The organism is Cellulosimicrobium sp. I38E, from assembly GCF_001647255.1.
GTDB classification, from domain to species: Bacteria; Actinomycetota; Actinomycetes; order Actinomycetales; family Cellulomonadaceae; genus Cellulosimicrobium; species Cellulosimicrobium cellulans_E.
Genome location: NZ_LUAZ01000025.1, coordinates 22288 through 39847, shown reverse-complemented (window position 1 = coordinate 39847; position 17560 = coordinate 22288). Strand labels below are relative to the sequence as shown.

The window sequence follows — 17560 nt, the reverse complement described above, 5'->3', positions numbered from 1 at the left end:
GCCTGACGCTGTCGATCGGTCGATGCCTGCTGTCGTACGTCATCGGGCGACGAGAAGGCTCCGGCGTGATCGGACGTCGCCAGCGTACCGCACGGATGCCGCTGGCTGGTAGGCCTCTGGCGAAGACTTTACCCAGGGCGGTCTCGACATCGTTCCCCGGAGCGATCGTTGAGGATTCATTCAACAGTTGGACGGGTGTCCAGACGGCGACGGCCGCCACGGACCCCGTGCGGGGTCGGCATGGCGGCCGTCGTGACGGGGAGCGTGGGGGCGTCAGCCCGTGTTCTGCAGGCCGGCGGCGACGCCGTTCACTGTGAGCAGCAGGAGGTGCTGGAGCTCGTCCTTGACCGGACCCTCCGCGCCGGAGCGCAGACCGCGCAGCGCGCGGACCTGGAGCAGCGAGAGCGCGTCGACGTACGGGCTGCGGAGCTGGACCGCGCGGCCCAGCACCCGGCGGCCGGCGAGCGGCCACGCGTTCTCCGTGACCGCGAGGACCTGCTCGCGCGTGAGGCGCAGCTCGTCGAGGATCGCCTGCGCGAGGTCGTCGCGGTCCCCGAGCGCGAGGTACCGCTCGGCGATGCGCTCGTCCGTCTTGGCGAGCGACATCTCGACGTTGTCCAGCAGCGTCGCGAAGAGCGGCCACTCGCGGTGCGCCTCGCGGAGCAGCTCGAGGTCGCCGAACTCCTTCAGCGCCGTCCCGAGCCCGTACCACCCGGCGAGGTTGATGCGGGCCTGCGACCACGAGAACACCCACGGGATGGCCCGCAGGTCGTCGAGCGAGGAGACGGACAGGCCGCGACGTGCCGGCCGGGAGCCGATCGGCAGGAGGCCGACCTCCTCGAGCGGGGTCACCTGGGAGAACCACTGCGGGAACCCGTCCGCCCGCACGAGGTCGTGGAACCACCGACGCGACGACTCGTCGAGCGCGGCCGCGAGGTCGCGGTAGCGCTCGGTCGCCTCGGCGTTGCGCTTCTCGGTGGACGGCGCCGACGCGAGCAGCGTCGCCGCGGCGACCTGCTCGATGTGGCGCGACGCGATCGTCGGGTCGCCGTAGCGCGCGAGGATGACCTCGCCCTGCTCGGTGAGCTTGAACCGGCCGTCCACCGAGCCCGGGGGCTGGGCGAGCACGGCGCGGTTCGCCGGGCCGCCGCCGCGTCCGAGGGCACCGCCGCGGCCGTGGAACAGCGTGAGCGTGATGTCGTGCCGCTCGGCCCAGTGCGCGATGCGGCTCTGCGCGTCGTGGAGGGCGAGCGTCGCGGAGACCGGGCCGACGTCCTTCGACGAGTCCGAGTAGCCGAGCATGACCTCGACGCGGCGCCCGTTCTCGGCGAGCCGGCGCTGCACCTGGGGCAGCGTGAGCATCGACTCGAGGATGTCGACGCTCGCCCGGAGGTCGGCGAAGGTCTCGAACAGCGGGATCGCGTCGACCACGGGCGCCTCGTCGGAGCCCTCGAACGCGAGCTCCGCGAGCTCGTACACCGCGGCGAGGTGCTCCGGCTTCTGCGTGAACGACACGATGTAGCGGCGTGCGGCACGGATGCCGTACCGCTGCTGGACCGCGCCCAGCGCGCGGAACGTGTCGAGCACCTCGCGCGTGCGGTCGGACAGGTCGCCGCGCAGGCCCTTCTCCGCGATCTCGGCGAGCGCGCCCTCGTGGACCTGGGAGTGCTGGCGCACCTCGAGCTCGGCGAGGTGGAAGCCGAAGGTCTCCACCTGCCAGACAAGCTGCTGGAGGTCCCCGTACGCGGCGCGGGGCGCGCCCGCGGCGACGAGGGACTCCTGGACGACCCGCAGGTCGGACTCGAGCTGCTCGGCGTTCGGGTACGCGAGGTCGGCGTTGCGCGCCCGCGTCGCGGCGATGCGGTCCGCGACGACGAGCAGCACCGCGCGGTGCGGCTCGCGCGGGGACGCCTCGGACGCGGCGACGGTCACGGCCTCCGAGAGCCGGCGCTGCCGCTCCCACAGAGCGCGCAGCCCGTCCGACGGCGGTGTGCCGTCCTGGTCGAGCGTGAGCTTGCGCCCCACGAGGCGCGTCTGCTGCTCGAGCGCGGCGAGCGCGTGGTCCGCCGCGATCGCGGCGGCCTGGCGCGTGACCTCGGCCGTGACGTTCGGGTTGCCGTCCCGGTCGCCGCCGATCCACGTGCCGAGGCTGACGAACGGCCGTACGAGGGGCTCCTCGCGGCCCGCCTCGTCACCCAGCAGCCAGTCGTCGAGGCGGCGGTAGACGGTCGGGAACGTGTCGAACATCGTCGCGTCGAACACACCGAGCGCCGTCTTCACCTCGTCGAGGACGGACGGCTTGTGCTCGCGGATGGGGGCGGTGCGCCACATCGTGTCGATCTCGGCGAGCAGGCGGCGCTCGTTCTCCGCGAGCGACGTGCCGCCGAGGCGCTGGGCGTCGCGCTCGTCGAGCAAGGTCGCGATGCGGCGCACCGCGCCCGACACCGCACGACGGCGGGCCTCGGTCGGGTGCGCCGTGAGCACCGGGCGGAACTCGAGGCCGCGGAGACGACGCAGCGCCTCCTCGCGGCCCACCTCGCCGACGAGCTGCTCGAACGCCTCCGGGAGGGAGTCGTCGGGCGTCGTCGCGCGGGTCGCGAACTCGGCCTCGCGCTCGCGCAGGACGCGCACGCGGTGGTACTCCTCCGCGAGGTTCGCGAGGTGGAAGTAGCACGTGAAGGCACGGGCGACCTGCTCGGCGCGGGCCATGGAGAGGCCCTCGACGAGCGTCTCCGCCTCGGCCAGCACGGCGCCGGACGGGTCGTCGTACGCGCGGATGGACAGCTCGCGCAGGCGCTCGACGTCGTCGAGCAGGTCCTGGCCGCCCGTCTCGCGGAGCACGGTGCCGAGGAGCCCACCGAGCAGGCGGACGTCGTCGCGCAGCGGGGCGGGCACGTCGTGGCGGGCGAGGCCGCGCCCCGCGTGCCCGGTGTCGTCGGAGACGTCGGCGGCGGCCCGGTCAGGGCCGTCGGCAGCACCCGGCGACGGGGACAGTTCCGAAGGGGAGAGGTCGTTCACGGTGACGAGAGTATTCCTTGACCGTCAGGGGACGTGCAGGCGTCCGAGGGGTGATCGTCGGTCGAGCACCGGTCGACAGGGGGTCGCGGCCTGCGACCCACCGGACCGGTCGCAGTCAGCGGCGCGCGCCGACGCGGACGGCGTCGAAGGGCGCGTTCGACGCCACGCGATCCTCGATCGAGGCGGTGACGACGTCCTTGGCGACGCGCGCGGCGTCGAGCACCGACGCGCCCTTGGCGAGCTCCGCGGTGATCGCGGCGGCGAACGTGCAGCCCGCGCCGCTCACGCGCTCCTCGCCGATCTTCGGCGTGCGCAGCACGTGCACCTCGTCGCCGTCGACCAGCACGTCGACCGCGTCCGGGCCGGGCAGCTCGACGCCGCCCTTCGCGACGACGGCGCGCGGGCCGAGCGCCTGGACCTTGCGCGCCGCCTCGACGAGCTCCTCGACCGTCTCGATCGACTCGACGCCCGCGAGCGTGCGCGTCTCGAAGAGGTTGGGCGTGACGACGGTCGCGAGCGGGAGGACCTGTGCGCGCAGCGCCGTGTCGGTGTCGAGGGCGGCACCGGGCTCCTGGCCCTTGCAGATGAGGACCGGGTCGAGCACGACGTGCTCCCACGTGCGCGAGCGCAGCGACTCGGCGACGACGTCGATCGTCGCGGGCGTGCCGAGCATGCCGATCTTCACGACCGACGGCTCGTGCGTGACCGTCGCCGCCTCGAACTGGTCGGCGATCACCTGCGGGTCGACGGGGACGAACCGGTGGCCCCAGTCGTTCTTCGGGTCGAACGAGACGATGCACGTGAGCGTGCCGACGCCGTACGTGCCCAGCTCCTGGAACGTCTTGAGGTCGACCTGGATGCCGGCGCCGCCGGTGGCCTCGGATCCGGCGATGACGTAGGCGAGCGGAGGCGTGTGCGCGTCGTGGTGGGACATGGTGCTCCTCGGCACGAGTAGGACGGAGTGCCGTCCTCCCGGTCGTGCCGGGAGAGGCGGGCGGACGAGCCGGTCTGTACGCCGGGTTCTGTTCCCGCGCGAGGTCGCCCTCGCGCGGGCGACGGTCATCCATCTAGGCCCTGCGTCGCCGCAGGGCTCGAGCGGTCTACCCGACTGCGCTTCTCCGTGGAGAATCGGGCGGGCAGCCCTCAGACACAGTCTGTCTGACCTTGCTCCAGGTGGGGTTTACCGAGCCGGACCGGTCACCCGGTCCGCTGGTGGTCTCTTACACCACCGTTTCACCCTTACCGCACCGGGCGGGGCCGGAGCCCTTCCCGACGCGGCGGTCTGTTCTCTGTGGCACTGTCCCGCGGGTCACCCCGGGTGGGCGTTACCCACCACCTTGCCCTTCGGAGCCCGGACGTTCCTCGGCGAGGGACCGAGGCCCCTCGACGCGACCGCCCGACCGACTCGTCCGCACCGGCAAGATTACCGCTCCCGGGCGGCTCGTCGAACCAGCGACCGGTCGACCGGAGGGTGCTGCCCCGTAGGATGTCCCACCCCCTCGAAGCCGGCTCCCGGAGGTCTGTCGTGCCCGCCCCCGCCGTACCGTCCGCCCCCGACACCTCGTCCGCGGCACCCGCCGGAGACACCTCGGGCGAGCTCGCCCGGGAGCAGGAGTTCCTGGCCGAGGCCCGCACGCAGCTCGCCCGCATGCGCGAGCAGGCCGGGTCGCTCGACGCCCTGGCGGGCGACCGGGTCAGCGCCGAGTATCTCGAGGCGGCGCTCGCCCGACGGCTCGCCCAGCTCGCCGACGACCCCGAGGTCCCGCTCTTCTTCGGACGGATCGACCTCGACGGCACGGACGACGAGCCCGAAGAGGTCTTCCACATCGGGCGCCGCCACGTCTCCGACCCCGAGGGTGACCCGCTCGTCGTCGACTGGCGCGCCCCGGTGAGCACGCCCTTCTACCGCGCCACCCGCACCGAGCCGATGGGTGTCACGGCCCGCCGCCGCTACGGCTTCCAGCGCGGTGCCCTCACCGGCTTCGAGGACGAGGCGCTCACCGCCCCGGGACCCGGCGCGGAGCCCTCCGCGATCCTCGAGGCCGAGATCGAGCGGCCCCGTACCGGGCCGATGCGCGACATCGTCGCCACTATCCAGCCCGAGCAGGACGTCATCGTGCGCAGCGGGCTCGACCGGACCGTCGTCGTGCAGGGCGCGCCCGGCACCGGCAAGACCGCCGTCGGGCTGCACCGCGCCGCGTACCTGCTGTACTCCCACCGCGAGCGGGTGAGCCGCGCCGGGATGACCGTCGTGGGGCCCAACGCGAGCTTCCTGCGGTACATCCGCGACGTGCTGCCCGCCCTCGGCGAGGTCGACGCGACCCAGACCACCGTCGAGCAGATCGTCGCCGCGCACGGTCGCCTGCGCGGGACGGAGCCCGCGGACGTCGCGCGGCTCAAGGGCGACGGGCGCCTGGCCGAGGTGCTCCGCCGCGCGGTGTGGTCGCACGTCGCCGAGCCGAGCGAGGCCCTGGTGCTGCCGCGCGGTGCGCGCCGCTGGCGCGTCGCCGCGCACGAGGCGCGCGAGTGCGTGGCGCAGGTGGTCGGCCGGGAGCCGCGCTTCGAGGCCGGTCGCGACCACCTGCGGCACGCGCTCGCGCACCGGATCCTCGTGCAGATCGAGGAGTCCGGCGAGGCGCTCGACGAGCGGGCGTGGGACGCGCTCGCGCGCACGCGCCCGGTCCGGGACTACACCGCCGCGGTGTGGCCGAAGGTCACGCCGACGGCGCTGCTGCACCGGCTCCTCGTCGACCCCGCGTTCCTCGCCGCGAGCGCCGACGGCGTCCTCACCGCGGCCGAGCAGGAGCTGCTGCGTCCGGAGCGACCCTCCCGGACGCCGGGGACGGCCCGCTGGACGCTGGCCGACCTCGTCCTGCTCGACGAGGTCGCTGACCTGCTGACCCGCGGCGCGTCGGTCGCGCACGTCGTGGTGGACGAGGCGCAGGACCTGTCGCCGATGATGCTGCGCGCACTCGGGCGCCGGGCGCGCACGGGCTCCCTGACGGTGCTGGGCGACCTGGCCCAGGCGACGACGCCGTGGGGCGTCTCCTCGTGGACCGACGCGCTGACGCACCTCGGCAAGCCCGACGGCCACGTGGAGCAGCTCACCGCCGGCTTCCGCGTGCCCGGCGACGTCATCGAGTACGCGGCCCGCCTGCTCCCCTCGATCGCGCCGGACCTCGACCCGCCCGTCGCCGTCCGCCGCGCCCGGGGCGAGCTGGTCCTCACCACGGATCCGCTCGTGGACCTGGCCCGTACGGCGCTCGACCGGGAGGGGTCGGTCGGGCTCATCGTGCCCGACGCCGGCACGGAGGCCGCGCGCGGGGCCCTCACCCAGGCCGGCCTCCCCTTCGCGGTCGTCGGCGAGGCGTCGGACGACGACGGCGCGGTCGAGTTCGATGCACGCCTCGACCTCGTGCCCGCGTCGCTCGCGAAGGGGCTGGAGTTCGACCACGTCGTGCTGGACGACCCGGAGGGCGTCGTCCGGGGCGAGCCCGACCGGGTCACGGGCCTGCGGCGGCTGTACGTCTGCCTGACCCGCGCGGTGACGTCGCTCGCCGTCCGCCACCGGGACGACCTGCCCGCCGAGCTCCGCCGCCCGTGACGGGCGCCTCGGTGGTGGCGCGGACGCGCCGGGACCGTCGTGTCGGCACTCCTCGGTAGGGTGCCCGGGTGGCCACAGCGACTGCGACCGATCCCGCGCTCGACGTGCTCCGGCGGGTGTTCGGGTACGACGCGTTCCGGGGTGAGCAGGCGGCCGTCATCGACACCGTCGTCAACGGCGGCGACGCCCTGGTGCTCATGCCGACCGGCGGGGGCAAGTCGCTGTGCTACCAGATCCCCGCCCTGGTCCGCGCGGGCACCGGCGTCGTGGTCTCCCCGCTCATCGCCCTCATGCAGGACCAGGTGGACGCCCTCGCGGCGCTCGGCGTCCGCGCGGCGTTCCTCAACTCCACGCTGTCCTCGGAGGACCGCCGCGCCGTGGAGCGCGCGCTCGTGGCGGGCGAGCTCGACCTGCTCTACGTGGCACCGGAAGGGCTTCGGAGCCGCGCCACCCTCGACCTGCTCGACAGGACGCAGATCGCGCTCTTCGCGATCGACGAGGCGCACTGCGTGTCCCAGTGGGGCCACGACTTCCGGCCCGACTACCTCGAGCTGTCGGTGCTGCACCAGCGCTGGCCGTCCGTCCCGCGCATCGCGCTGACGGCGACGGCGACGGCCGCGACGCGGGCCGAGATCGCCCAGCGCCTCGACCTGGAGGGCGCGCGGCACTTCGTCTCCAGCTTCGACCGGCCCAACATCACCTACCGGATCGTGCCCAAGGACCGGCCGGAGAAGCAGCTGCTCGACCTGCTGCGCACCGAGCACGCCGGAGAGGCGGGGATCGTCTACTGCCTCTCGCGCGCGTCGGTGGAGAAGACCGCCGCGACGCTCGTCGAGAACGGGATCGAGGCGCTGCCCTACCACGCGGGGCTCCCCGCGGCGGTGCGCGCCGCGAACCAGTCCCGGTTCCTGCGCGAGGACGGCGTGGTCATGGTCGCGACGATCGCCTTCGGCATGGGCATCGACAAGCCCGACGTCCGGTTCGTCGCGCACCTCGACCTGCCCAAGTCCGTCGAGGGGTACTACCAGGAGACGGGGCGCGCCGGGCGTGACGGACTGCCGTCCACCGCCTGGCTGGCCTACGGCCTCGCCGACGTCGTGCAGCAGCGCAAGCTCATCGAGACGTCCGACGGCGATGCCGCGCACCGCCGCAACCTGGGCCAGCACCTGAACGCGATGCTCGCCCTCTGCGAGACCGTCGAGTGCCGCCGCGCCCAGCTCCTCGCCTACTTCGGGCAGGAGCACCCGGGCGGCTGCGGGTCGTGCGACACGTGCCTCGCCCCGCCCGAGGCCTGGGACGGGACGGTCGCCGCGCAGAAGGTGCTCTCGACGGTGTTCCGTCTGGACCGCGAGCGCGGGCAGAGCTTCGGCGTCGGGCAGGTCGTCGACATCCTCCTCGGCCGGGACACCGAGAAGGTCCGACGGTTCCGGCACCAGGAGCTGTCGGTGTTCGGGGTCGGGAACGACCTGTCCGAGCACGAGTGGCGGGCCGTGGTGCGCCAGCTCCTCGCCCAGGGGCTGCTCACCGTCGAGGGCGCGCACGGGACGCTCGTGCTCACCGCGGCGAGCGGGGAGGTCCTGGCCCGGCGACGCGAGGTCCGGATGCGGCACGAGCCGGCGCGTCCGGTGCGCGCGGCGAAGGGACGGAAGGCGGCGGCCGCCGCCGAGCTGGCCGAGGCCGACGTCCCCCTGTTCGAGGCGCTGCGCGCCTGGCGGGCGGGCGAGGCGAAGACCCAGGGCGTGCCCGCGTACATCGTGTTCGGGGATGCGACGCTCCGCGGGATCGCGACCGCCCGGCCCGGGTCGCTCGAGCGGCTCGCGCTGGTGAGCGGCGTCGGCGAGAACAAGCTCGCCCGGTACGGCGACGCGGTGCTGGCCGTCGTCGCCGAGGCGGGATGAGTCGCCGCGCACCGGGCACGGGGCTGTCCCGTCACCTGAGGCGCAGGGAGCCTCCGGGGATCGGTGTCAGACGTCAACGCGGTACGACAGCGCGAGCTCGTCGCCGCTGACCCCGCGGATGCCCCAGTTCTCGCGCGGGCTCTCCAGGATCACGAGCTCCACGTCGTCCGGGGTGAGGCCGAGGGCGGGCACGACGTCGTCGTACAGCGCCGCGATCAGCGCCCGCTTGGCCTCGCGCGTGCGGCCCGTGAAGCACACGACCTCGACGACGAGGTACGCGTCCGAGCGGGGGGCGACCAGGTCGCCGTCGTCCAGGAGCAGGAAGCGGTGGAACCGCTTGTCCGGCGGGAGCTGCCAGGTGCGCACGAGCGCGTCGTGCAGCGCGTCGGACACCTCCGTCCGCCGCTCGCCCCACACGCTGCGCCGTCCGTAGATCTTCACCTGGGCCATCGGGCGAGCGTAGCCGTGACGCACCCCACGCCGCCGTCCCTGGTCACCCGCCGCGACGACGCGGCGAGCGCTCGTAGAGTGGCCGCGTGCTCGTGCTGCTCCCCCCGTCCGAGGGCAAGACCCCCGCGCCCGACGGCGCCGCGCCGGTCGACCTCGGCTCGCTCAGCTCTCCCGCCCTCACCGCGCACCGCGCGCAGGTCCTCGACGCGCTCGCCGCCGCGAGCGCGCGCCCGGACGCGCACGACGTCCTGGGCACGACGCCGGGGCTCGCCGACGAGGTGCGCCGCAACACGTCCCTGCGGACGGCACCGGCGGGCTCCGCGGCCGACGTCTACACGGGCGTGCTCTACGGCGCCGCCGACCTCGCGGGCGCGCTCGCGTCCGGCGGCGAGGCCGCGCGGCGGGCCCGCGAGGACGTCCGGGTCGTATCGGCGCTGTGGGGGGCTCTCTCCCCCGCCGACCGGGTCCCCGCGTACCGGCTCTCCATGGCGGTCGACCTGCCCGGCGTCGGGAAGCTCGCCACCGCGTGGCGCCCGCACCTCGCCCCCGTGCTCGACGAGCGCGCGGCGGGCGACGTCGTCGTCGACTGCCGGTCCGCGACCTACGTGGGCGCCTGGAAGCCCACGGCCTCCGGGCCGCGCGCGGCCGACTGGGTCGCGGTGCGGGTGGTCCGCGAGCACGCCGGGAAGCGCACCGTCGTCTCGCACAACGCCAAGCACACCCGGGGCGTGCTCGCCGGGCACCTGCTGCGCCGGGCGGCGGCGTCGCCGTCGTCCGCCGACGGGCTGCTCGACGCCGCGGGAGAGCTCGTCGGCACGGTGATCGGCACCGAGGTGGGCTCGGGCCTGAGCTACCGCCTGCTGGAGACGACGCTCCACGACGCGACCACCCGGAGCGGGCCGCGCACGCTCGAGCTCGTCATCGCCTGAGCGATCCGCCGGCGCCTGGCAGCCCGGTGGCGACGGCACAGCGGCTGCGGTGCCGCAGGACACGGTCCACAGTGGACCCATGGTCTACAGCGAGGACCTCGCCGAGCGGATCCGCGCCGCCCTGGGGCCGCGCGCGCCGTTCGACGAGCGGAAGATGTTCGGCGGGATCGCGTTCCTCGTCAACACGCACATGGCGCTCGGCGTCACCCGCGACGACCTCATGGTGCGGGTCGGCAAGGACGGCACGGACGCGGCGCTCGAACGCGGCGGAACGGTCATGGAGATGGGCGTCCGCCCGATGACGGGGATGATCCTCGTCGACGGCGCGCGGGTCGCCGACCCGGACGAGCTCGACGCGTGGGTCGCGACGGCCGTCGAGCACGCCCTCACGGAACCCGCCAAGGTGAAGAAGCCGCGAAAGGGGTGAACCTGCCGCAACGGCGCCGGACCCCGGGCGCGAGGTAGAACTCGGTGCTCCGAGGTAGAACGCGCGGAGCTCTACCTCGCGACCGGAGGTTCTACCTCGCGGCGGAGGGACGTCAGAGGTCGCTCGGGACGCCCTGGGCCGTGAGCTCGCTCGTTCCGTCGGGCCACAGGCGCAGGATGCTCACCGACGCCGGGGGCACGCGCACGCGCGACCACTGCGACGGCGGTGCGCCGATCGCCGTGCCGATCGCGGCGCGCACCTGCACCGCGTGGCCCACGACGACCGCCGTCCGGCCCGCCGGCCCCGCACCCGGCAGGAGCGTGTCCACGAGGTCCTGGAGCCCGTGCCAGACGCGCGCCCCGACGTCGGCATACGACTCGCCGCCCGGGGCCGCGGTCGTGCCGGTCGTGTGCCAGGTGTGCAGGCGGCCCGGCCACGCGGCGTCGACCTCCGCGGCGGTGAGCCCCTCCCACTCTCCGAAGTCGACCTCGGCGAACCGGTCGTCCGTCGTGACGTGGACGCCGAGCCGGCGACCGACCGCCCGCGCGGTCTCCTGCGCGCGCACCATCGGCGAGGCGACGATCGTGGTCGGCCGGGGAAGGTCGGGCCACGCCTGGCGCCCGACCCGGAACACGAGGTCGGCGGCCTGTGCCGCCTGCGTGCGGCCGCGCGCCGTGAGCGACGGGCCCGGCACCGACGACCCGCTGAACGCACCCGCGACGGTGAGCGGCGTCTGCCCGTGCCGCACGAGCACGACCGTGAGGGCGGGCGCGTCGTCGAACCGGACCGCGGCACCGGACGGGCGGGCGGGGGTGTCGAACGCGGCCGACTCCCCCGGGACCTCGGCGGGCGCGTCGGCAGCGGCGGGGTCGGGCTCGTCGTCGCCGGCACCCGGAGCGGCGGCGGGCGGGTAGTCGCGCGCGACCGTCCCCGCCGTGTCCATCGCCTCGTTCGCGAGGGCGTCCGCAGCGGAGTTCTGCGCGCGCGGCACCCACTCGTACGCGACCTGCTCCGCGGGCAGCACCGACGCGGCCTCGGCGGCGAGGCGGCGCATGTCGTCGTGCTTGATCTGCCAGCGACCCGACATCTGCTCGACGACGAGCCGCGAGTCCATCCGCACGGTCACCCGCGCGTCCGGGTCGATCTCGGCCGCGGCGCGCAGCCCGGCGACGAGGCCCGAGTACTCGGCGACGTTGTTCGTCGTCACCCCGAGGTACGCGGCGCGCTCGGCGAGGACCTGTCCGGTCTCACCGTCGCGCACGAGCGCGCCGAAGCCCGCGGGCCCCGGGTTCCCCCGGGACCCGCCGTCGGCCTCGACGACGAGGTGGCGCCGACCGGCCGCGCTCACGCGCCGGCGCCCTCCGGCCGGACCACGATGTGGCCGTAGTCCTCGAGCCGCACCACCTGGTCGGGCGCGGCCGACGTGATCGCCGCGAGCTCGGCCGGGCTCAGCGAGACGTTGAGCCCGTCCACGTGCTGGCCGCGCAGCGCGACGACGCCCCGACCGCCGTTCTGGTCGCGCACGCGCTCGTACAGGGCGAGGAGCCCGGCGTCGAGACCCGCGACGGCCTCGGTGCGCTTGCCCGCGACCTGGCCGGCCTCGGCGTCGAGCTCGGCGTAGCGCGCGTCCCGCGCCGTCACGACCTCGGCCTTCGCGGCCTCGAGCTCGGCGTTCGCCGACTCGAGCTTCGCGAGCGCCTCCTCGTGCGCCTCGAGGCGCTCCATGACGTCGAGCTCGACCTCCTCGAGCACGCCCTGGCGCCGCGCGAGCGACTCGAGCTCCGCGACGAGCGCCTGCGCGTCCTTGGCCCCGACCTGCCCCGAGTCGAGCCGCGACTGGTCGCGCGCGGCGCGCGTGCGCACCTGCTCGACGTCGGTCTCCGCCTTGGTGAGCTCGCGCTTGAGGTCGCTCACCGCGGTGCGGGACTCGACGAGCTTGCCGCGCAGGTCCGCGATCTGGGCGTCGAGCTCGGCGATGCGCGCGTGCTCCGGCAGGTTCTTGCGCTGGTGCGCGAGCTGCTGCGCCCGCGTGTCGAGCTCCTGGACGTCGAGCAGGCGGAGCTGGTCGGCGGGCGGTGCAGTGGCCACAGGTGGTTCCTTTCGTGGGCCCCGTGCGGGGCCGGCGTGCAGGGTCGGGGCGTCAGGCGGACGGGGCGTCGGGGTCGGGCCGGTCGGAGCGCGGGTCCGCGGGCGCCGACGCGATCCGCGCGGTCCACGGGTCGGTGACGAGCGTGCTCACGCGCGTCTCGACGACCGTCCCCGGCTGCGCGCGCTCGAGGGCGCGCGCGAGGTCCTCGGCAGCGTAGCGGAGCCACGGCCACTCGGAGGCGTAGTGCGGCACGTCGACGAGGAAGGGCGTGCCGGCCTCGCCGTCGCCCTCGAGCCGGGCGCGCTCGCGCAGCTCGGAGACCGGGTGGTGGCGCAGGTCGGACGTGAGGTAGACGTCGGCGCCGCTCGCGCGGACGGCGTCGAACAGCGAGTCGCCCGAGCCGCCGACGACCGCGACGGACTCCACGGTCGCGTCGAGGTCGCCCGCGACGCGCACGCCCTGCACCGTCGGGGGAAGGGCCTCGGCGACACGCTGCGCGAAGCCGCGCAGCGTCGTCGGCTCCGCCAGGCGCCCCACGCGGCCCGTCCCGGTCGACGCCGCCTCGTGCGGGGACGGCGCCGGGTGGGCGACGAGCGGCACGCGGTGCAGCAGGCCGAGGGCGTCCGCGAGCGCGTCCGCGACGCCGCGCTCCGCCGCGTCGGCGTTGGTGTGCGCGACGTACAGGCCGCACCCGCCCCGGATGAGCCGGTGCACGAGCGAGCCCTTGAACGTCGTGGCCGCGACCGAGTGCACGGGCCGCAGGAACAGCGGGTGGTGCGTGACCAGGAGATCTGCGCCCCAGGCGAGCGCCTCGTCCGCGACGTCCTCGACCGGGTCGACGGCGAACAGCACCTTGCGCACGGGCGCGCCCGGGTCCCCCGCCACGAGCCCGACGGCGTCCCAGGCCTCCGCCGTCGACGGCGGGTACAGCTCGTCCAGGGTCCGCACGACGCGGCCGAGCGTCGGGTGCGCGGCGCCGTCGGCCTCCGGCTCGGTCGACGTGCCGGTGCTCGGGTCGGGCGCGACGGTCATGGCGGCAGGCTATCCCGCGCGGGAGGCCCGGGTGCCGTCCGATGTGGTTTGATGGATTGCGCAATTCATCAAACCGTTGCTCGGAGGACCCGTGCCCCGCACCCCCCGCCCCGACCGGCCCGACGCCGACGCGCGCGGCGACGGCGCCCGGGGAACCGACGAGACCGCTCCCCTCTACCGCATCAAGGCCGAGCTCTTCCGGTGCCTCGCCCACCCCACCCGCATCCAGGTGCTCGAGGTCCTCGCGGCCGACGCCGACCACACCGCGCCCGTGTCCGACCTGCTGGACGTCACGGGGTGCGAGCCCTCCCAGCTCTCCCAGCACCTCGCCGTGCTGCGCCGGGCCGGGGTCGTCACCTCGACCCGCAGCGGCAACGCGGTGGAGTACCGCCTCGCCGAGCCGCTCGTCGCCGAGCTCCTCGTCGTCGCGCGTGCGTTCCTCCTCTCGAACCTCGCGGGCGCGTCCGACCAGCTCGACGCCGCGCGACGGCTCCCCGCCCTGCCGGGCGCGTCGGCGCGGGCCGTGCTCGACGCGACCGCGTCGAACGCCTCCGCATGAGCCGCCTCGCCGCCGTCCGCGACCTGCTCCCGCGACGCTCCGACTACGACCTGCGCCCCCGGACCCTGCGCGCCGACCTCCTCGCGGGCGTCACCGTGGGCGTCGTCGCCCTCCCGCTCGCGCTCGCGTTCGGCGTGAGCTCCGGCGTCGGGGCGGCAGCCGGGCTCGTCACCGCGGTGATCGCGGGGATCGTCGCCGCCGTGCTCGGCGGGTCGAACCACCAGGTCTCCGGACCGACCGGGGCCATGGCCGTCGTGCTCGCGCCGATCGTCGTCACCCACGGGCTGGGCTCCGTCGCGCTCGTCACCGTCCTCGCCGGGCTCGTCGTCCTCGTCGCGGGGCTCGCCCGGCTCGGGCGCGTCGTCACGTACATCCCCTGGCCCGTCGTCGAGGGCTTCACGCTCGGGATCGCCTGCATCATCTTCCTCCAGCAGGTCCCGGCCGCGGTCGGGGTCGAGGCCGCCCCTGGTCACAACACGTTCGTGACCGCCGTCGGGGCCGTGCGCACCGCGGTGACCGACGTCCCGCCCGCCCCGGTCCTGTGGACGCTCGGGTGCGTCGCGCTCGTCGCCGCGACGATGCTGCTGCTCCCCCGCGCCCACGCGGCGATCCCGGCGTCGCTCGTCGCGGTCGTGCTGGCCACCGTCCTCGTCGAGGCGTTCGGCGCCCCCGTCCCGCGCATCGGCGCCCTGCCCTCGTCCCTGCCCGCGCCCGTCCTGCCGACGTTCACCCCCGGCGCGCTGCGCGACCTCGGCGGCGCCGCCCTCGCGATCGCCGCGCTCGCGGCCATCGAGTCGCTGCTGTCCGCCCGCGTCGCCGCCTCCATGGTGCAGACCGGGTCGCCCGGGGGCTCCGTCTACCAGCCCGACCGCGAGCTCGTCGGGCAGGGCCTCGCGTCCGTGGCCAGCGGCCTCTTCGGCGGCATGCCCGCCACGGGTGCCATCGCCCGCACCGCGGTCAACGTGCGGTCCGGCGCCCGCACGCGGCTCGCGGCCGTCGTGCACGCCGTCGTGATCCTCGCCGTCATCTACCTCGCCACGGGCCCGGTCTCCCGGATCCCGCTCGCCGCGCTCGCCGGCGTCCTCATGGTGACGAGCTTCCGGATGATCGGCGCCCGGACGATCCGCTCGGTGGTCGGCGCCGGGCGGTCGAGCGCGGCGACCTTCGTCGTCACCGCCGTCGTCACCGTCGCGTTCGACCTCGTGCAGGCCATCGAGATCGGCATCCTCGTCGCCGCGTTCTTCGCGCTGCGGACCGTCGCCCGCGCCTCGGCCGTGCACCGCGACCCCCTCCCCGGGCCTGCCCAGCCGGGCGACGAGCACGTCGCGCTCTTCCGTCTCGAGGGCTCCATGTTCTTCGGCGCCGCGGACCGCGTGCTCACCGAGGTGACCGACGCCTCGTCGCACGACGACGTCGCGGTCGTGGTCCTGCGGCTCTCCCAGCTCCGCATGGTCGACGCGACCGGGGCCAGGGCGCTCGGCGAGCTCGTCGAAGGGCTCGAGGCGCGCGGCGTGACCGTGCTCGTCAAGGGCGTCCAGGAACAGCACCGGTCGCTCCTCACGAACGTCGGGGCGCTCGCGGAGCTCCGCCACGAGAACCACCTCTTCGACACGCTCGACGACGCGATCGAGCACGCGCGCTCCCACGTGCGTCGCGCCGCCCGGGGCACGGACGTCCCCCAGGTGCGGGGGCTGCGCCCGTCGACCTGACCTCTCGATACGATGCGCCGATGCAGCGCAGGGCGGGCCGTCGTGCCGGGGTCGCCGGTGCGGCCGTCGGACTGGTCCTCCTGGTCGGGTGGCTGCTCGGTCCCGTCCTCTGGGTCGAGCTCGACGAGGCGGGTACGCCCCCGGTCCCGGCCTTCCCCGACGGCGTCCAGGTCGTCGACGAGGGGACGGACTGCGGGTCGGGCGGCTGCTGGCGCGAGCTGACGCTCTCGTGGCCCGGGCACGACCGCGACGCCGTCCGTGCGCGGGTCGGCCTCGACGAGGCGGGGCGGCGGTGCGACGCGATGTCGGTCCTCGACCGGCGGGTCCGGTGCGTGTGGGAGGCCGACGACGAGGCGTCCGGCGCCACGCTCCGCGTCGACGTCGGGTGGCACCGTCCGCTCGGGCTGTGAGCCGTACGCGCGCCGTCTAGCGTGGTCGGATGCACGAGTTCGTGCGAGCCCCGTCGGACGCGCTGCCGCCCGGCGTCGTGTCGATGGTCGGGTACCGCCTGCGGACGGAGACGACGGACGGCGCGCCGTCGGTCCACCGCGGCCTCCCGTCGCCGTGGCTCACGCTCGTCGTGAGCACCGCGGGCGTCGTCCCGACGTCGCCCGGGCCGGACGCCGTCCCGGTGCGCTACGAGTCGCTCGTCGGCGGCCTGCACACGCACCCGGCCCTGATCCACCAGCCGCGGGAGCAGGCGGGCGTGCAGCTCGCGCTCGACCCGCTGGCCTGCCGGGGGCTGCTGGGCGTGCGCGCGGGCGACCTCGGCCTCGTCGAGGACGGCGACGCCGTCCTCGGCCCCGACGCCGCCCGCCTGCGCGAGCAGGCCGCCGAGGCGGGCTCGTGGGCGGCCGCGTTCGACGCCGTGCGCGCGGCCTTCGCAGCCCCGGCGGACCCACCCCACGGCCCCGGAGCCGTGCCCGTCCGCGGCGAGGTGCGCGTCGAGGTCGCGGAGGCCTGGCGCCTGCTCGTCCGCACCCGGGGTCGGGCACTCGTGCGCGACGTCGCGCGGCACGTCGCTCTCGGCGAGCGCCAGCTCGAGACGCTGTTCCGGGCCGAGCTCGGCGTCACGCCCCGGGCGGCGCGCGGCCTCGTGCGGTTCGACGCCGCCCGCCGCCAGGTGCAGCGCCTCGCCCTCGGCCGGGGCTCCCGGACGCTCGCCGACGTCGCCGCGCAGACCGGGTACGCCGACCACTCCCACCTGGTGCGCGACTTCCGCCGGTTCGCGGGCACGAGCCCGACCGGCTGGGTGCGCGAAGAGCTCGGGAACATCCAAGCCGGGGGCCACACCGACGGGCCAGGGTGGGGGCATGAGCATCCACGAGAGCACCCGCACACCGACTGACACCTCCGGCACGCCCGCGGCGCCGCCCCCGGTGCCCGACGCGCCGCCGACACCGTGGGTCTGGCCCACCCTCCAGGCGCGCGACGCCCGCAGCCTCGTCGCGTTCCTCACCGACGTCGTCGGGTTCGTCGCGACGGCCGTCATGGCGGGCGACGACCGCGACGTCGCCCACGCCCAGCTCGACTGGCCGCACGGCGGCGGGATCATGCTCGGCAGCCACTCCCCCGACCGCGAGTGGTCGCGCGAGCCCGGGACCTGCGGCACGTACGTCGTCGTCCCCGACGACGAGATCGAGGCGCTCGACGCCCGGCTCCGCGAGCGCGCGCCGGGTGCCGGGGGACGCGTCGTCGTCCCGCTCCGGGACACGGACTACGGGAGCCGCGAGCTCGTGCTCCAGGATCCCGAGGGCAACCTGTGGTCGTTCGGCACCTACCGCGGCGAGCCGCGGCGCTGACGCCGTCGGGCGACGGCACCACCGGGCGACGGGTCCGCCGCGG

The 17560-nt window shown here is 75.3% G+C and carries 15 protein-coding genes and 1 other RNA gene; 9 read left to right on the top strand and 7 right to left on the bottom strand.

The window, feature by feature from the left end; translation table 11 throughout:
• Positions 1 to 273: 273 nt before the first annotated feature.
• The 3 genes from A0J59_RS09120 to rnpB all read right to left on the bottom strand — a co-directional run bounded on the left by A0J59_RS09120 (position 274) and on the right by rnpB (position 4426).
• Positions 274 to 2895, bottom strand: coding sequence for a phosphoenolpyruvate carboxylase (locus tag A0J59_RS09120; protein ID WP_064315918.1), 2622 nt, complete (start codon positions 2893 to 2895; stop codon positions 274 to 276).
• Positions 2896 to 3133: 238 nt separating this feature from the next.
• Positions 3134 to 3952 (bottom strand): hydroxymethylpyrimidine/phosphomethylpyrimidine kinase, encoded by an 819-nt coding sequence (locus tag A0J59_RS09115; protein ID WP_064315902.1) that lies wholly within the window; start codon positions 3950 to 3952, stop codon positions 3134 to 3136.
• Between the two features lie 61 nt (positions 3953 to 4013).
• An RNA gene (gene rnpB / locus A0J59_RS09110) (RNase P RNA component class A) lies at positions 4014 to 4426 on the bottom strand.
• Between the two features lie 117 nt (positions 4427 to 4543).
• Between rnpB and A0J59_RS09105 the strand changes: the two genes are divergently transcribed.
• Together A0J59_RS09105 and recQ are read left to right on the top strand one after the other, a co-directional pair.
• Positions 4544 to 6622 carry an AAA family ATPase gene (locus A0J59_RS09105; RefSeq protein WP_082918878.1) on the top strand — a complete coding sequence of 693 codons (2079 nt, stop codon included), beginning with the start codon at positions 4544 to 4546 and terminating at the stop codon, positions 6620 to 6622.
• A 68-nt stretch (positions 6623 to 6690) separates the two neighbouring features.
• On the top strand, positions 6691 to 8520 hold the full coding sequence (recQ, locus tag A0J59_RS09100) for a DNA helicase RecQ (RefSeq protein ID WP_064315901.1): 1830 nt from the start codon (positions 6691 to 6693) through the stop codon (positions 8518 to 8520).
• A gap of 66 nt (positions 8521 to 8586) precedes the next feature.
• Here the strand turns inward: recQ and A0J59_RS09095 are convergent, their stop codons facing one another.
• A complete protein-coding gene (locus A0J59_RS09095; RefSeq protein WP_053371222.1) occupies positions 8587 to 8970 on the bottom strand; it encodes a tautomerase family protein in 384 nt (127 codons plus the stop codon).
• A gap of 86 nt (positions 8971 to 9056) precedes the next feature.
• Between A0J59_RS09095 and A0J59_RS09090 the strand changes: the two genes are divergently transcribed.
• Both A0J59_RS09090 and A0J59_RS09085 read left to right on the top strand, forming a co-directional pair.
• Positions 9057 to 9899: a YaaA family protein gene (locus A0J59_RS09090; protein WP_064315900.1), complete on the top strand. Its 843-nt coding sequence runs from the start codon at positions 9057 to 9059 to the stop codon at positions 9897 to 9899.
• A gap of 79 nt (positions 9900 to 9978) precedes the next feature.
• Complete coding sequence (locus tag A0J59_RS09085; RefSeq protein WP_064315899.1) at positions 9979 to 10326, top strand: TfoX/Sxy family protein; 348 nt, start codon at positions 9979 to 9981, stop codon at positions 10324 to 10326.
• 112 nt (positions 10327 to 10438) lie between these two features.
• Here A0J59_RS09085 and A0J59_RS09080 read toward each other — a convergent pair whose 3' ends face one another.
• From A0J59_RS09080 to A0J59_RS09070, 3 genes are read right to left on the bottom strand one after another with little or no spacing between them, the layout of a single operon-like run.
• The gene (locus A0J59_RS09080) at positions 10439 to 11674 is read right to left on the bottom strand and encodes a bifunctional RNase H/acid phosphatase (protein ID WP_064315898.1); all 1236 of its coding nucleotides are present in this window, start codon (positions 11672 to 11674) and stop codon (positions 10439 to 10441) included.
• On the bottom strand, positions 11671 to 12414 hold the full coding sequence (locus A0J59_RS09075; protein ID WP_047233957.1) for a zinc ribbon domain-containing protein: 744 nt from the start codon (positions 12412 to 12414) through the stop codon (positions 11671 to 11673). The genes A0J59_RS09080 and A0J59_RS09075 overlap by 4 nt, the downstream gene beginning before the upstream one ends.
• Before the next feature lie 52 nt (positions 12415 to 12466).
• Positions 12467 to 13447 carry a Nif3-like dinuclear metal center hexameric protein gene (locus A0J59_RS09070; protein ID WP_082918877.1) on the bottom strand — a complete coding sequence of 327 codons (981 nt, stop codon included), beginning with the start codon at positions 13445 to 13447 and terminating at the stop codon, positions 12467 to 12469.
• Between the two features lie 91 nt (positions 13448 to 13538).
• Between A0J59_RS09070 and A0J59_RS09065 the strand changes: the two genes are divergently transcribed.
• Genes A0J59_RS09065 through A0J59_RS09045 form a run of 5 tightly spaced genes read left to right on the top strand, consistent with a single transcriptional unit; the run spans position 13539 to position 17517 of the window.
• Entirely contained in the window at positions 13539 to 14006 is a 468-nt protein-coding gene (locus A0J59_RS09065; protein ID WP_082141415.1) for a metalloregulator ArsR/SmtB family transcription factor, read from the top strand.
• Entirely contained in the window at positions 14003 to 15715 is a 1713-nt protein-coding gene (locus tag A0J59_RS09060; RefSeq protein ID WP_064315897.1) for a SulP family inorganic anion transporter, read from the top strand. The genes A0J59_RS09065 and A0J59_RS09060 overlap by 4 nt, the downstream gene beginning before the upstream one ends.
• 20 nt (positions 15716 to 15735) lie before the next feature.
• A complete protein-coding gene (locus A0J59_RS09055; protein WP_064315896.1) occupies positions 15736 to 16125 on the top strand; it encodes a hypothetical protein in 390 nt (129 codons plus the stop codon).
• Between the two features lie 29 nt (positions 16126 to 16154).
• A complete protein-coding gene (locus A0J59_RS09050; RefSeq protein WP_064315895.1) occupies positions 16155 to 17063 on the top strand; it encodes a helix-turn-helix domain-containing protein in 909 nt (302 codons plus the stop codon).
• Complete coding sequence (locus A0J59_RS09045; RefSeq protein WP_255365101.1) at positions 17029 to 17517, top strand: VOC family protein; 489 nt, start codon at positions 17029 to 17031, stop codon at positions 17515 to 17517. Before A0J59_RS09050 ends, A0J59_RS09045 begins: the two co-directional genes overlap by 35 nt.
• Positions 17518 to 17560: the final 43 nt, after the last annotated feature.

What these genes read in the sequence shown, in the direction of transcription:
- A0J59_RS09085 (WP_064315899.1), top strand. Translation starts at nt 9,979, where the DNA reads ATGGTCTACAGCGAGGACCTCGCCGAGCGGATCCGCGCCGCCCTGGGG.
- A0J59_RS09050 (WP_064315895.1), top strand. Translation starts at nt 16,155, where the DNA reads ATGCACGAGTTCGTGCGAGCCCCGTCGGACGCGCTGCCGCCCGGCGTC.
- A0J59_RS09070 (WP_082918877.1), bottom strand. Translation starts at nt 13,447, where the DNA reads ATGACCGTCGCGCCCGACCCGAGCACCGGCACGTCGACCGAGCCGGAG.
- A0J59_RS09095 (WP_053371222.1), bottom strand. Translation starts at nt 8,970, where the DNA reads ATGGCCCAGGTGAAGATCTACGGACGGCGCAGCGTGTGGGGCGAGCGG.
- A0J59_RS09060 (WP_064315897.1), top strand. Translation starts at nt 14,003, where the DNA reads ATGAGCCGCCTCGCCGCCGTCCGCGACCTGCTCCCGCGACGCTCCGAC.
- A0J59_RS09055 (WP_064315896.1), top strand. Translation starts at nt 15,736, where the DNA reads ATGCAGCGCAGGGCGGGCCGTCGTGCCGGGGTCGCCGGTGCGGCCGTC.
- A0J59_RS09115 (WP_064315902.1), bottom strand. Translation starts at nt 3,952, where the DNA reads ATGTCCCACCACGACGCGCACACGCCTCCGCTCGCCTACGTCATCGCC.
- A0J59_RS09045 (WP_255365101.1), top strand. Translation starts at nt 17,029, where the DNA reads ATGAGCATCCACGAGAGCACCCGCACACCGACTGACACCTCCGGCACG.